This is a genomic window from Dolichospermum sp. LEGE 00240 (genome assembly GCF_015207875.1).
In the GTDB taxonomy this organism is placed as follows: Bacteria; Cyanobacteriota; Cyanobacteriia; order Cyanobacteriales; family Nostocaceae; genus Dolichospermum; species Dolichospermum gracile.
Genome location: NZ_JADEVZ010000026.1, coordinates 35,712 through 49,155, shown reverse-complemented (window position 1 = coordinate 49,155; position 13,444 = coordinate 35,712). Strand labels below are relative to the sequence as shown.

Genomic DNA, 13,444 nt, shown 5'->3' with positions numbered 1-13,444 from the left:
TAGTTTCAATTATTAGGAATTAGGATTTACGCATTGACAAGATTCCCCAAATATGTGAGGTAAATTTTATCCCTTGTAGGGTGCGTCAGACAGGATATTTTGACAAAAAAACAGATTCCCTCTATCTGACGCACCCTACTCAATAAGTTATTCCCAAAGCCGAAAACGACGCAATTTCGTTCATTCATATTATGGTAAATTAGTGAGCGTGCGTAAGTCCTAGAATAAATAATGGCTACTAATTATAAAATTGCAAATTTACAGATCAAGTTATTACAGCATCATCGTCAAAGATATATTGGTCTAGACGCTGGTTTTAGCTTGATAGAAATGATAGTAGTGTTTTTGATGATTGGTGTTTTATCAGCGATCGCAGCACCAAGCTGGTTAGGGTTTATCAACGTTCACCACTTAAATATTGCCCAAGATCAAGTTTATCGAGCCATGCGTGAAGCTCAAAGCCAAGCCAAAAAGGAAAAATTGACTTACCACGCTAGTTTCCGAGAACAAAATAATATTCTCCAATGGGCAGTTCATGCGGCTACAATTGACCCATCTAATGCTCAATGGAACGACTTAGATGCTAGTGTGAAGTTAGATGAAGATGAATCCACATTAGACAAATTGCCTAATGGTGTAAGAAGAGTCCCATTTGATCATCTTGGGACAGTGAAACCGCCATTTGGTAGAATTACCCTATCCAGTAAATCTGGTGGTAAAGCCAAGCGTTGTGTTTTCATTTCCACCATACTAGGCGCAATGCGAACTGCTAAGGAAAATCCTACACCTGATAGCGGAAACAGGTATTGTTATTGATTCAGCCAGATGCAGCCAAATCCCCGACTTCTCTAAGAAGTCGGGGATCTATATCGGGATCTATATCCTTTATTAAAACCTATTATATGCTTGATCAAATTATTAAAGCTTTTGAATGTAAAGATTATCAAACAGCAGCTAAATTACTTCAGAAACTACTGATAGAATCACCAGAAAATCCTTGGGTACAACTGTATTTTGGTAAGTTAAAAGAAGTTTCTCATCAATTCCCAGAAGCTGAAAAAGTATATCGTCAATTACTTCGCACCACAACTCATAGTAAAATTATTTCTCAAGCTCGTCAAGGTTTACAGCGATTAGAAGAAGTTAAACAAGAAGAAAAACAAAGAGCTATAGTTAAAGCAACAACCGCACCTGATAACAAGGAATTGGGAATATTAGTTTTAGAACCGATTAATAACGAACTGAAAACCATCGCAGCCAGCAATTTTGCCCAAATCATGCAGGTAGATGCTTACACAGCAAGAATGATATTACCTAGCCAAAATTGGCGGGTTTATCGCATTGCTCAAGTTGGAGAATTAGCATTCTATGGAACACAATTACAACAGGCTGGTATTCCCTGTTTCTGGGTAAAAATTCCCCAAATTCAACAAATTCAAGTATTTCAAGTTAAACATTTATCAATAAATAAATCGCAAATCAAAGTAGTCTGTCAAAATGAAGCAAATCAAACTGGTTCGATGAGATTTGATTTATCAGAAGTTACCAATAGAGTAATGGGACTTTTACCAATTTTTGAACAAGTTGTAGATGTTAATGCTAGAGGTAAACTAGAACGGAAAACTAAAACTCAAGATTATGCTCAATTTTGTGATTTACATCTCCCAAATAGACGGAGTATTTTGCGAATCTATGATCAAGGCTATGAATTTCAGCAAGGTTTAGAAACTCAATCTCAAGCTAACCATAATACTATAAGAATGAACTGGAATAATTTAATGACCTGGGTTGAAAATCAGTTACCTGAAGTTAAGGTGTGGTCAGATTTTAAACCCTTTGCACAAATAGTTATAGACCAAACAGACATTCTCAAACAAATCCCATCTCACATTAATTTATTTCGCCCAGAACAAAGTTATTGGGATGCAGCTTTTCATTTATATAGTGGGATTATCTTTGCTAAAAATGCTTTGTAGGTGTTTTGAAAGTATTGGCGATTATAAATCGCTACTACACAAACAAAGTCCACCTGCGTGGACTAATATAGCGACGATTTATAATCTTTTTGATACTTATCCAGGAGTTTTGACTTGACGTGCCATATCTAAAAAGACATTCATATTTACCCCAGGACGACGACGAGGACTATTAGTAGGAATGAGATATTTGGTGGCGAAATTGGCTTCAGTGGGGACTGATATTTTAACTGGTTCGGGCTTAGTAACTTCTACTGCTGCTGGTGTAGCTTTTGGTTCAATTTTTGGTGTGGGTTGTGCTGCTACTGTTGCTGGAGATTGAGTAACATTAGCTTCTTCCTTGAGTTCTAGGTAGTAGCTATTACCCTTATTGCTAAACAATCCAGTAATAAAACCCACAATACCCGCAATGATATTTTTGATAAAGCCCATAAAAAATGCTCCTGGTTTGAATAGTCGTGAATGCTGCCGAAATTGTTAACAATTACGGTGTAATATTACATTTGATTGCGTTATCTGCGGTCAATAATTAGACATACTGTTTGCTGATCAAAAGCCTATAATTAGGGTTTGCTGAAAAAGTTGTCTGTGAGGGGATGTGACAGGTACTACACCACGGGCACAGGTGACAGGTAAGTATTTGTAGGTTTTTTTGTCTAAAACAGTATTCGATAAATAACGCAAATTAATTATTAAATTTTATTATAACTATAAGATTATGAGAATTTATTTCATAAATCTTAATAATTTATATTCAATCCCAAACCAGGGGAAACGCATCTAAATTATCTTGACAAAATACCGTTTTAATGTATAAACAAAGAAATTCCAATTTATCATACTTCAGTAATGATCATCTTTTGGGACTCAATACTGTTCGGTTAACGAAATTTTCTACTTAAACAACCTATTGTATAAAAACAACAAATTTTTGAAGATGTTGGGTTTTCTCAACCCAACCTAGATATTTTCATTTTTTAACCTTAACCGAACAGTATTGTTTTGGGACTCCTGAATATTTTACCGAGATTACTCATTCTCAATTAAGAGGGTGTTTGAAAAGTCTAATTTATTACTTGCAAGGGCGACTAGAAGTCGCAGCTACACAGACGAAACCCACCTATTCCTTCGGTCCCGTAAGGGATACGTGGGTTCAAAAACCTTGATTTTTCGTTAGTCCACGCAGGTGGACTTTGTTTGTGTAGTAGCGATTTCTAATCGCCGGAAACTTTTCAAACATCCTCTAAGGTTTGACAACCAATTGAAAGGAATCTAAATAGCCTGTAATAGTTTTATTGAGAGTATCATGTTGTTTTTTGGAGACTATAGCCATAACTTTATATAATCTACCATGAGCAACAAACATTCTGGTTTTAGTAATTTTACCGATCGCATTCACATATTCAATTTCTTTACCGGGATGAAAGTTAGAACTGCGAATATTGCGCTGATTTAGTAATCTACTTTTGGTGGTTGTGAGTTCTACATATTGGGCTTGATCCATGATTGTTTGGGGGTTAGTCATTTGGACATAGCTATCAGGAAATTCATTATATGTGACTATATATGCAGCTTCTTGTTGGGGTGGTTGGATTAAAAATATTTCTAATTTTATTTTGCCCATGTGGGTTTTTTGAATTTGGGTTTTTCCCTTGGGCATTCCTGGCATTAATACGGTAAAATATCCATCTGGGGAGGTAAATGTTCGCCATTTGGGTTGTATGACTGTGGGAACAATAGGTTTTTTAGGGGCAATTGTTGAATTAGTTGTTGGTTTAGATGAATGCACCTTAGCTACAGCGTAACTACTAGATAACAAGGTGGCAGCAATGAAAGATAGTAAAATTTTGCTATTCATAAGTTATGAAATTTGTAGATGCAGATTTCACTGTTATTAAGAAATAAACATTCAGCTATCAGTGTTCAGCAATTACTATTTAATAAATAATCTACCGATTTATCAAATATTCTGACTCCTGACTCGGTGACTCCTAACTCCTGACGTTGCTAGTTATAACCTAGAGGCAGATAAAGCTGCACCAATTAATCCCACTTGTTGATTAAGAATTATATGCACGGGGATTTCTTCGAGGAGAGAACCCATTCTGCCTTTTTGGGTAAAATTCAAGAGGAAACTACCATTTTGCATTAAGGGGAGGATTTTGGGGGCGATCCCACCAGCAATGTATAATCCGCCATAGGGTAGGAGTTTCAGGGCTAAATTCCCGGCTTCTGCACCGTAGGCTTCGATAAATAATTGCATGGTTTGTTCGCAAAGGCGATCGCTTTTTTGGAGTGCAGCAGCGCCAATAAATGCCCCTGGATCAGCGGTTTTTTCGGTTGTCTGTGCTTCTTGTTCCCAAGTTCTGACTGCTTGGGCAATTTCTGGTGATTCGGTGGCTATTTTCCGATCTCGTAAAAATTGGTAAATGGAGGTAATTCCTAACCCGGAAACCACTCTTTCGACAGAAACTCGTTGAATATTATGTTTATCTACTAGATATTTCAACAGTTGAAATTCTAATTCATTCCGGGGGGCAAAATCTGCGTGGCCACCCTCGGAAGGAAAGACTTGATATTCATGATCTTGTTTAATCAAAAATCCTTGTCCTAATCCAGTTCCCGCACCGATTACAGCCATTGGTGCTGCTGGTTGATATTTACCAACTTGTAAAGTTAGTAAATCCTGTTTTGTTAACCCAAAAATCCCATAACCAACAGCCGCAAAGTCATTAATTAGAGAAATTGACAAAATACCCAATTCTTGAGTTAACCGATTTGTATCGAGAAACCAGGCTAAATTGGTCAACTTGGCGGTGTTTTCCACTACTGGTCCTGCGATCGCAAAACAAGCCTTTTCGGGTGTGCTAGAATTAGCTGTAGTCAAAAACCTTTGCACTATGGGGACTAAATCAGGAAAATCCCCACTGCGAAAACTCTCTTCATACAGAGTTTTTAACCCTAGTGTTTCCGAAAATTCCACCAAACGCAAAATAGTTTTTGTTCCGCCTATATCTCCGGCCAGTAGCAATGTCATAAAATTTATCAATTAGTAGGTTACTTTTGCCCAGTTGTAGCGATATGCACTTGAATGAGATACAGAATCTACAGTAAAAGCCATAAGTTAAAAGTCTCTTAACTCCTGACTCGGTGACTCTTGCTATAGCGTCAATTGTGATTGAGAGAAAATCCCCCTTAAATATTTACACAAATCGCACCAATTCTTCAATTTTCGTCAAATGGGAAGTATCGCCCTTGAGTGCTAATAACCATTCTGAATCTTGACGGACAACTTTTACCAAAGAACATAGAGAAGCTTTAACTTCACTTTTGGCTATGTCTCCCACAAATCCCATTGCTGCACCCAAGACAGACGCGCCATGTGCCACCAATAGGATATCATGGGGGAAAAATTCAGTAGATAAACACCTGGCAGTTTGCGCCGAACGTTCCCGCACCTGTTGATGAGTTTCCGGGTATTTTGCGGCTATACGTGATGTGTAACTGGTATCAATTCTGGGAAATAATTTGACTAAAGCTGAAGTTGAGAGTTTTTCCGGTTCTTCAGTCATCCATTCGGGATTAAGCCATTCACTCAAACCTACTTCTAGTTTAATCTGTAAATCCAAAACTTCAGCGATCGCATTCGCTGTTTGGACAGTTCGCAAAAACGGAGACGCAAAAATATGGGCGATTTTTTCCCCTTTGAGTCGCTTTGCTAACTGCTGCGCCTGAATCATCCCATCATCTGACAAAGGTGGATCATACCGTCTTTCGGCGGTTAGAAACCAATCTGGATATACGAAATCAAGGCGGTTAGCGTGTCTTGCTATCCAAACTATTTGACTCATGGGAAAATCCGAATGTTAATTTTTGTTATGTGGCTATAATACGATACTTTGCAAACCTTTGACTAATCTTTCTATACCTGCTTTAGCTGTATCTGCTGGTAACGCCCCATAAGCAACCCGCAAATAACAACCATCTTCCATCCCAAAGGTTGTTCCCGGAATCACCGCTATTTTGTATTCTTGAATCAGTTTTTTCACCAATTCCAAATCGTTCATTTTTGTATGTACTTTCAATAAAAAGTAAAATGCACCATTAGCTGGTGTAATTGTACATAAATCCTGAAGTAATTGTAGGGAATTAATTACTATTTCTCGAACTTTAGCAATAGTCCCAATATTATCTTTTAAATAATCATCTTTTGCTTGTAAAGCCCCCAAAGCTGCATACTGAGAAACCACAGGTGGACAAATTAAAATAGTATCTTGAGCTTTTTTCACAGCAATTAATAAATGTTCAGGAATTACCATATAACCAATTCGCCAACTAGCAAAACCATAAGCTTTTGACAAACTAAACAGAGAAATTGTATATTGATGACTGCCCGCAAATGCCCCCGGCGAAATATGTTTTACACCTTCATAAGTAAAATATTCATAAGCCTCATCACTAATATGATAAATTCCCCTTTCTCGACAAATTTCATTAACTTGTTTTAATGCTGTTTCTGAATAAATAACACCCGTCGGATTATTTGGAGAAATCGTTACCACCGCACGGGTTTTATTTGTAATTGCAGCAGCTATGGTTTCAGGAATTAATTGATAATTTGCATCTGTCCCAACTAATACCGGATGACAACCTGCCATTTTAATCGCCATTTCATGATTAAAATAGTAGGGAGTATTTAAAATAATCTCATCACCAGGAGAAGTAATTGCTAAAATAGCATTTATAAACCCCATATTGCTACCTGCTGTCACCACAATAGCGTTTTCTTCATTGATATCAATACCATTAAATCTTGATAACTTTGCTGCTAATACTGTTAATAATTCAGGAATCCCCACAACAGCTTGATAAAGATGATTTTTAGGTTCAGCAAGAAATTTTGGTAATAATTCCATTGCCGTATATGGTGGTTGATAATGAACCACACCTTGTCCTAAAGAAATTGTTCCTGGAGAGTTTCTAATTAATTCTCCCACCACCGGAATAATTGGCGATTGAATCGCTGCCATTCGTGATAATTTATAATTCATAACTCTTGAAAATGTATGTTTAGTATGTACAGTAATAAAGAATTAAGTAGGTTGGCGTTGAAAATTGTCGTTATGGCAAGGCAAGAGTGAAGAGGGTTTGGGCGATTTTACATTTCTTTACACAGTTTGGTTTTATTGTGTTCACCTACTTAACCGCAGATAGAAGATGATGGACGCAGATAAACGCAGATAATTTTGTAAACGGATAGACTAGGAAACGCTATATTTTATTATAGAGTATCACCATTTATCCAATTTTTTAAGTATATCAGTTGCTTCATGCGTAGAGATTCCATTTTTTATAAACTATTCCAACAATATCCATCTGTGCTATTTCAACTATTAGCGCAACCGCCAAACAATGCCGACTCCTATAGATTCGATTCCGTAGCAGTTAAAGAACCCAAATTTGAAATTGATGGGGTATTTTTACCACCAGAAAATGATAGTCCAGGAGTAGTATACTTTTGTGAGGTACAATTTCAGAAAGATGAACAACTTTATGAAAGAGTATTTGCCGAATCTCATTTATATTTCTATCGTAACCGCAATAGATTTAGTGATTGGCAAGCAGTCGTAATTTATCCATCTCGCAACACAGAACAAAGTGATATTTATCCTCATCGGGCATTGCTAAACAGCGACCAAGTGCATAGAATATACTTAGATGAATTGGGAGATATTCACCAATTACCTGTATGGGTAGCATTAATGGTACTGACAACATTAGAAGAAAGTCAAGCCCCAGAAGCAGCCAGGTATTTGTTAACAAAAAGTAATCAAGAAACATCATCTTTATTAAGTCAGGTCATAATAGAAATGATCACGACAATAATGATGTACAAATTTGAAGAACTTACTTTAAGGGAGGTTGAAGTCATGCTAGGAATTTCACTAGAAAAAAGTCGCGCTTACAGAGAAATTAAACAAGAAGGAATAGAACAAGCAACTTTAAATCTAGTTATTCGACTATTAACAAAACGGTTTGGAGAATTGCCGGAAGCAATACGCGGTTCTATTTCCGCTTTACCTTTACCCGTCATGGAAAATTTGAGTGAGGCATTGTTAGATTTTACCAGTTTAAATGATTTACAGATTTGGTTAGCAGCAGTTAAAAACTAAAGTATTTTTGATGCCAAATTGCTGGTTATGGTAAGGGTAAAGCACAATCCCAAACCCTTACATAAATTTCAATTACTGTAAATCTATTGATAGTTTTTAGGAATACCAACTTGTGATAAACCGGCAATTACTTTCAAGTTTTGACAACGAATTAATTCACTAAAATTTAAACCAGAACGCCCTTCTATTGTTCCTACTGCTTCAATAGCTGTTAACAAATGTTGGGCGGCTTCTGTTTCTGAATAACCTCGTCTTTGGGCGATTCTAATAGCCGCTATATCAGCAGTTAATTCTGACTCTTGGGATTTATTGGTGCGCCAAATTCGTATAGCTGCTACAGCACTTAATCCTCCGGCTATGACCACACCTACCACATCAGCCTGAACCGCTTCGAGTATTCCGCCCACAAGACCTGCTAACACGGCACCTTGATAGATATTAGGTTGTAACCATTTCACCCCTATTAACCAGGATATTCTTTGCAATAGAAGTAAATCCCGTTGAGGTTTTGTCAACCGTCTCCATAAATCGAAATTAATATATATTGGTCTGGCTTGACTTAATGGTAGGGGAAAAGCCGCATCTATTACCTGTTTTTGTTCTGGTTTACTGACGATTTTAGTCATCATTCGCCCAGAAGCGGGCATGACATCCAACAACCGACGAATTTCAATATTTGGTTCCATAACATCCATTATTAGTCATAATTATGTATATTCAATGACTACTAAGATTACACTCTATTCCACTTTATATTTATATGGACGCTTTTGATCCCAATCCGCCAGAATGGACTAATCAAGCCGTACACGCCTATCAATTCCATTGCCCCAAATGCCATGCTGGTAGTCGAGATGCTGTTAATGTGTGGTTAAATAGAAGGTCTCCCGTCACTACCCCAGAACGTCGTCGGAAGTGGCAAGAATTCTATCATTGTCAATGCAGTTATGTCTGGTGGGCTTGGAGTAATGACAGACCACCGACGGATTTATCTAAGCAAAATCAAAATAATTAACTGCTTTGAGGCAGAGCCTCTATATGGCATTCCCAGTCGAAGACTGGGAACGAGAGATTTTGTTTATAAGGAAGAACGCCGAAAACCCTTGAAAATGTGGCTGACTCAGTCAGCCACATTTGGGCTTTAGACAAGGGATGAAGGCTAGAGGCTTTCCTTTATCCTGCATTGACGTTAATTTGAAAATTTGAAATTATTTCAAATTTTAAGTTACCTTTGGGGGTTAAAGTCCCCTGCTTCTACAAGCGGCGGGTTTTGCGTCTGGGTAAAATCCCCGTTGCAAAACGTAATTCTAAATTCTAAATTCTAAATTCTGCATTCTTTTAATCCATATTCGTGATAGAATTAAATTGTCACTAAAGACATAAAAAGCTACCGAGGGACTCTCGGAAAGTTACGCTTGTCAGATATGATTTCGCCCGCGAGGGCCAAGGAAATCAGGGCAAGAACCCAAATATTTAAGGAACCCTGCCTGAAACTGGGATAACTGAGGGATATAGACTGAAACTCTCTATAGAATCTCCGCGTCTTTAGACCGGAGAGTGTCAATCTAAATCTGGTTCAACACCAAGCGCACGAAGTTGGGTAATTAATCTTTCGGTTTTTTGCCTTTCTTGTTCTAACTTTTGCCTTTCTTGTTCAGCTTTCTGTCTTTCCTCCTCTGTGCTGGTTAACATCCAATTACCGTCTTTGTCATACCAACGTAACCAAGGCATTTCTACATTTTTATAACTTCCTTGCCACACTCCTAAACCTAATTCTATTTCAGGAATCCAAAACCGGAAATCTGATAAGTCTACTTCAGCATAACGAGCGCCTGTTAACTGAAACATTCTAAATTCAGATTTATAACGATCAAAGATGGCGTAATAGGGTACTCTTAAAATTTGTTCGTAAACTTCCCATTTACCAGGAGGTTTTTCGACATCTCTTAATGTTTGCCCTAAGTCTTCTTTTTCTGTTCCCGGTGAGAGTAATTCAACGACAATATACGGATTAACCGCTTCTTGCCAAACTACATAACTTAACCGTAAATCTCTTTTGTCATAAAGAGAGGGAACACCTAACACTGCAAACCAATCTGGACGTTTATACCATGAAGGATGACGCAAATCATAGTAAAGATTCAGATCACTTCCTGTAAATATTTGGTCGCTAGGATAGTTAGGAGGACGGAATGTTTCTGCTAATAATTGTGGTTGGAATAAATGAAATTGATCTGGCAAACCAGGTTCCTCCGGGTCTTCGCTAGGAAGATCATACATTGTCGGTAATGTTTCTTTAGGGGAAAGTGGCGGATCTGTTTGATACATTCTTAACAATCCTAAAGATAGAATTTCTATTTCTATTATGTCGCAAGATGATTCGGTTTAGAAACGCAATATTCGCATATTATAAATAAAGTGCAGAATATGGGTTTCATACTTATTCATTATTCCCCGTCCTTTTCCTGTGCTAAAGTCAAAACCTGCACATAAAGCCGATCTGAAATTCTCATTCCCTGTGCTTGCATTTCATCTAAAACATCCTTAACACTATCCAACAAACCCCGACGCTTCGCTAACAGCAAAATCCCCACAGTCCCAATTAAAGGTAATTTTCGAGCCATAGCCACCTTCCTGGCAGCCCTTTCATTAATTAATAACTGAGAAGCACTAATTTCTTCTGCTAAAGCAATAGCTTCTGACTCTCCTAAATCTAACTTAAACGATTGTTGTAACTCCCTAACCACCTGCTGATTATCTACCGTTACAACCTCCAACTAAGACAAATCCTGAACAAGTTTTGCTGCTGGATGCTTACCTACTTGCAATTCATCAAATACACCTTGGGGAATCACAACTTTACGAAAAAGTTTTGGCAATAAATCAAGATGATCCACTTTTGCCAACTCGCTAATTGGCGTAGTATCGCTCATCTAAAATTGTTAACGCCATTACCAAAATCTCCTACCTCTACATTTTTATTTTAATCTTTAAACCACTTGCCCTAACAATGTTTCTTTAGGGGATGTTTGAAAAGTTTTTAATGTATAAATAAACCCCTCTCCAAACCTCTCCCCGACGCGGGGAGAGGCTTTGAAACCCCGATTTCCTTGTAGGGAAGGGGGGTTAGGTTTCTAGAGATTATCGGTTTCATCTAATACTTTTCAAACAACCTCTTAGGGGAAAGTGGCGGATTTGTTTGATAGATTCTTGATAGTCTTCTCAATTTATCTTGTTTATTTATCATATAGTAATCAGAGAATGAATAATTGCTCAAAAAAAATAGACCGCTTTTCTGAAAATTAACTACCGGTTCGCCCATTTAAAATCGAGTTACCAAAAAGCTGAACGATTTAATCAGGGTTTTCGGCTTTGATAAAAATGTACTACCCTACAGACTTTATGCGATAGCGAAGCGCTGCTGCAAGCAGTTCGTATAAAAATAGAGTTTTAGCACCGGATGTGGTAGTTCAAGCTAAATTTTGGGAAATCGCTAAAACCATTACGACACCTGGATTTCTTGTTTTTTTGGCAATTTCTCGAACTCCAAAAAAAATGAGCGAACCGGGAGTAAAGAATTTCCCCAATGACCAATTTGAGATTTCATAAATTAGCGATCGCTTTCAAGATCAACAAAGTATATCTCAATTACCCCCACTCTGGAGTTTCAGATCCAGGGATCTGGGCATACCTGAGTTCGGAGTTAGGAGTTTCTCCTTCGGAGACGCTACGCGAACAGAGTTATGATTTTTTCAAGGAGATCATCAGGGTTTGAGACTCATATTTGGGGCAGTTTTCCAAAAATTATCGTTATGTCGAACTCAGGTATTACCAGTAGTCTTCTGTTTTTCAATAGCAGTTAGGTTGATCTAATTTCTTTCAAAAACTAGATTTGTTTCCGATTGAATTCTGACTTAATTAGACTCACAAATACACTAATAATTTTTTCTGGTTGATTTATATAATACTCATCTAAATCAACTACCACTAGATTACCAGTTAATTGCAAGAACACCCATTGATTGCCATTGGTAACACAACCATAAATATTTTCAATATTATTTCCCTCCGATTGATTTAATTGAGCAGCAGCAATCATTTCTGCAATACATTGAGCGAATCCTTGTTTAAGATTATCATTTTTCGCCTCCACCAAAGCAATCACAGGAGATGTTACATATAACTGTTGAGATGAAAGACCGATTAAGAAATCGCAAAATCCATTTAAACCTTGCTCAAGATTCACATTAAAATCAATTCCTGAGAATAAACTAATTTTATTATCTAATAATCTTCTTACTTCAATTAAAACAGGCGCAATAATCATTTCTGATTTGGCTTTCTCCGTACTAATTGCTTGAGCTAAGGGAATATTATTTTGCAAGTATTTGATAAAAAAAGCATCAACTGTTAACTGGTCGAAAGCAGTGAAAACATTTGTTCTTTCTTCAATATTAATGCCAAATATTTTAGTGATTCTGTCTAGAGTAAAGTCACTATAAGCCATTTCTTATAACCTTCCCGCAAACTTCTCCCCAAATCTTCTGCTTCTGTACCTGGTGATATCAACTCTACTATAACAAAAGGATTAGTTCCCTGCTGCCAAGAAACGTAACTCAACCGCAGTTCTTTCTCTTCATAGAGACGGGATATACCTAATACACCAAACCAATCTGGTCGATGTTTCTGTTGATCACAAAGTTAGATTTATTTTGATTATGGCAACCATTCAGGGTTGAGAATTTCTGTTAAAGAATAAGGACAAGTTTCAGGGAATATTTCTGGAGATAGTTCAGATTTACGAATGGCATTATTTCTAGCTTTGATATAAATCTTATCTACGATTTTTTCACAATGATTATAAAGAACTTTAGACTCTAATAATAAATCTAATTCCAGCCTAAAGTTATCAATTTCTTTTTCCCAACCCCTCCCTGACCAATCTTTATCTGATTTCCAATAATTATACAATAGAAGATGAATTAAAATTCTTAGTAAATAACTTTCTACCTTTCGCCTTTGTTCGTTTCCCAATACAGTGATTTCCTCGATTAAATGTTCCCAGTCAATATTTTCTAAATCCCGACTTTGCAGTTGGCTAAGGGTAATATCCAACCACTCAGGATAATCTTGTTCATAAATCTCGTAATTTGCTTGTGTAGGTGGCATTTTACTTACTCAATTACAGTTTTCCGTTAATCCACGCAGGTGGACTTTGCTTGTGTAGTAGCGACTTCTAATCGCCCAAAACTTTTAAAACATCCTCTGACCATTTTAACAAAAGTTCCCGACTGG

The 13,444-nt window shown here is 37.2% G+C and carries 15 protein-coding genes; 4 read left to right on the top strand and 11 right to left on the bottom strand.

Features of this window, described 5'->3' with window-relative positions:
• Positions 1-231: 231 nt before the first annotated feature.
• Together IQ226_RS11030 and IQ226_RS11025 are read left to right on the top strand one after the other, a co-directional pair.
• Positions 232-816 carry a type II secretion system protein gene (locus tag IQ226_RS11030; RefSeq protein ID WP_193895325.1) on the top strand — a complete coding sequence of 195 codons (585 nt, stop codon included), beginning with the start codon at positions 232-234 and terminating at the stop codon, positions 814-816.
• A gap of 86 nt (positions 817-902) precedes the next feature.
• Positions 903-1,976, top strand: coding sequence for a M48 family metallopeptidase (locus IQ226_RS11025; RefSeq protein WP_193895323.1), 1,074 nt, complete (start codon positions 903-905; stop codon positions 1,974-1,976).
• A gap of 96 nt (positions 1,977-2,072) precedes the next feature.
• Here IQ226_RS11025 and IQ226_RS11020 read toward each other — a convergent pair whose 3' ends face one another.
• The 5 genes from IQ226_RS11020 to IQ226_RS11000 form a co-directional block, all read right to left on the bottom strand.
• A complete protein-coding gene (locus tag IQ226_RS11020; protein WP_193895321.1) occupies positions 2,073-2,408 on the bottom strand; it encodes a hypothetical protein in 336 nt (111 codons plus the stop codon).
• An 811-nt stretch (positions 2,409-3,219) separates the two neighbouring features.
• Positions 3,220-3,834, bottom strand: a complete 615-nt coding sequence (locus tag IQ226_RS11015; protein ID WP_193895319.1) for a hypothetical protein — start codon at positions 3,832-3,834, stop codon at positions 3,220-3,222.
• Between the two features lie 153 nt (positions 3,835-3,987).
• On the bottom strand, positions 3,988-5,013 hold the full coding sequence (locus IQ226_RS11010) for a glucokinase (protein WP_193895317.1): 1,026 nt from the start codon (positions 5,011-5,013) through the stop codon (positions 3,988-3,990).
• Between the two features lie 166 nt (positions 5,014-5,179).
• Positions 5,180-5,827 carry a histidine phosphatase family protein gene (locus IQ226_RS11005; RefSeq protein ID WP_193895315.1) on the bottom strand — a complete coding sequence of 216 codons (648 nt, stop codon included), beginning with the start codon at positions 5,825-5,827 and terminating at the stop codon, positions 5,180-5,182.
• 33 nt (positions 5,828-5,860) lie between these two features.
• Positions 5,861-7,027 (bottom strand): pyridoxal phosphate-dependent aminotransferase, encoded by a 1,167-nt coding sequence (locus IQ226_RS11000; protein WP_193895313.1) that lies wholly within the window; start codon positions 7,025-7,027, stop codon positions 5,861-5,863.
• Between the two features lie 279 nt (positions 7,028-7,306).
• Between IQ226_RS11000 and IQ226_RS10995 the strand changes: the two genes are divergently transcribed.
• Positions 7,307-8,149, top strand: a complete 843-nt coding sequence (locus IQ226_RS10995) for an Rpn family recombination-promoting nuclease/putative transposase (protein WP_193895311.1) — start codon at positions 7,307-7,309, stop codon at positions 8,147-8,149.
• A gap of 83 nt (positions 8,150-8,232) precedes the next feature.
• Here IQ226_RS10995 and IQ226_RS10990 read toward each other — a convergent pair whose 3' ends face one another.
• Complete coding sequence (locus IQ226_RS10990) at positions 8,233-8,835, bottom strand: DUF3318 domain-containing protein (RefSeq protein WP_193895309.1); 603 nt, start codon at positions 8,833-8,835, stop codon at positions 8,233-8,235.
• A 74-nt stretch (positions 8,836-8,909) separates the two neighbouring features.
• Here IQ226_RS10990 and IQ226_RS10985 point away from each other — a divergent pair, with 74 nt between their 5' ends.
• The gene (locus IQ226_RS10985; RefSeq protein WP_193895307.1) at positions 8,910-9,164 is read left to right on the top strand and encodes a hypothetical protein; all 255 of its coding nucleotides are present in this window, start codon (positions 8,910-8,912) and stop codon (positions 9,162-9,164) included.
• A gap of 545 nt (positions 9,165-9,709) precedes the next feature.
• Here the strand turns inward: IQ226_RS10985 and IQ226_RS10980 are convergent.
• The 5 genes from IQ226_RS10980 to IQ226_RS10960 all read right to left on the bottom strand — a co-directional run bounded on the left by IQ226_RS10980 (position 9,710) and on the right by IQ226_RS10960 (position 13,318).
• On the bottom strand, positions 9,710-10,477 hold the full coding sequence (locus IQ226_RS10980; protein ID WP_193895305.1) for a Uma2 family endonuclease: 768 nt from the start codon (positions 10,475-10,477) through the stop codon (positions 9,710-9,712).
• A 119-nt stretch (positions 10,478-10,596) separates the two neighbouring features.
• Positions 10,597-10,926: a DUF3368 domain-containing protein gene (locus IQ226_RS10975; RefSeq protein WP_228039370.1), complete on the bottom strand. Its 330-nt coding sequence runs from the start codon at positions 10,924-10,926 to the stop codon at positions 10,597-10,599.
• Positions 10,927-11,082 (bottom strand): hypothetical protein, encoded by a 156-nt coding sequence (locus IQ226_RS25090; protein ID WP_228039369.1) that lies wholly within the window; start codon positions 11,080-11,082, stop codon positions 10,927-10,929.
• 953 nt (positions 11,083-12,035) lie between these two features.
• Entirely contained in the window at positions 12,036-12,656 is a 621-nt protein-coding gene (locus IQ226_RS10970; protein WP_193895303.1) for a hypothetical protein, read from the bottom strand.
• Positions 12,657-12,865: 209 nt separating this feature from the next.
• A complete protein-coding gene (locus IQ226_RS10960) occupies positions 12,866-13,318 on the bottom strand; it encodes a DUF29 domain-containing protein (protein ID WP_193895301.1) in 453 nt (150 codons plus the stop codon).
• Positions 13,319-13,444 lie beyond the last annotated feature (126 nt).

Coding starts and splice junctions, on each gene's coding strand:
- IQ226_RS11030 (WP_193895325.1), top strand. CDS start 232: ATGGCTACTAATTATAAAATTGCAAATTTACAGATCAAGTTATTACAG.
- IQ226_RS11025 (WP_193895323.1), top strand. CDS start 903: ATGCTTGATCAAATTATTAAAGCTTTTGAATGTAAAGATTATCAAACA.
- IQ226_RS11020 (WP_193895321.1), bottom strand. CDS start 2,408: ATGGGCTTTATCAAAAATATCATTGCGGGTATTGTGGGTTTTATTACT.
- IQ226_RS11015 (WP_193895319.1), bottom strand. CDS start 3,834: ATGAATAGCAAAATTTTACTATCTTTCATTGCTGCCACCTTGTTATCT.
- IQ226_RS11010 (WP_193895317.1), bottom strand. CDS start 5,013: ATGACATTGCTACTGGCCGGAGATATAGGCGGAACAAAAACTATTTTG.
- IQ226_RS11005 (WP_193895315.1), bottom strand. CDS start 5,827: ATGAGTCAAATAGTTTGGATAGCAAGACACGCTAACCGCCTTGATTTC.
- IQ226_RS11000 (WP_193895313.1), bottom strand. CDS start 7,027: ATGAATTATAAATTATCACGAATGGCAGCGATTCAATCGCCAATTATT.
- IQ226_RS10995 (WP_193895311.1), top strand. CDS start 7,307: ATGCGTAGAGATTCCATTTTTTATAAACTATTCCAACAATATCCATCT.
- IQ226_RS10990 (WP_193895309.1), bottom strand. CDS start 8,835: ATGGAACCAAATATTGAAATTCGTCGGTTGTTGGATGTCATGCCCGCT.
- IQ226_RS10985 (WP_193895307.1), top strand. CDS start 8,910: ATGGACGCTTTTGATCCCAATCCGCCAGAATGGACTAATCAAGCCGTA.
- IQ226_RS10980 (WP_193895305.1), bottom strand. CDS start 10,477: ATGTATCAAACAGATCCGCCACTTTCCCCTAAAGAAACATTACCGACA.
- IQ226_RS25090 (WP_228039369.1), bottom strand. CDS start 11,082: ATGAGCGATACTACGCCAATTAGCGAGTTGGCAAAAGTGGATCATCTT.
- IQ226_RS10970 (WP_193895303.1), bottom strand. CDS start 12,656: ATGGCTTATAGTGACTTTACTCTAGACAGAATCACTAAAATATTTGGC.
- IQ226_RS10960 (WP_193895301.1), bottom strand. CDS start 13,318: ATGCCACCTACACAAGCAAATTACGAGATTTATGAACAAGATTATCCT.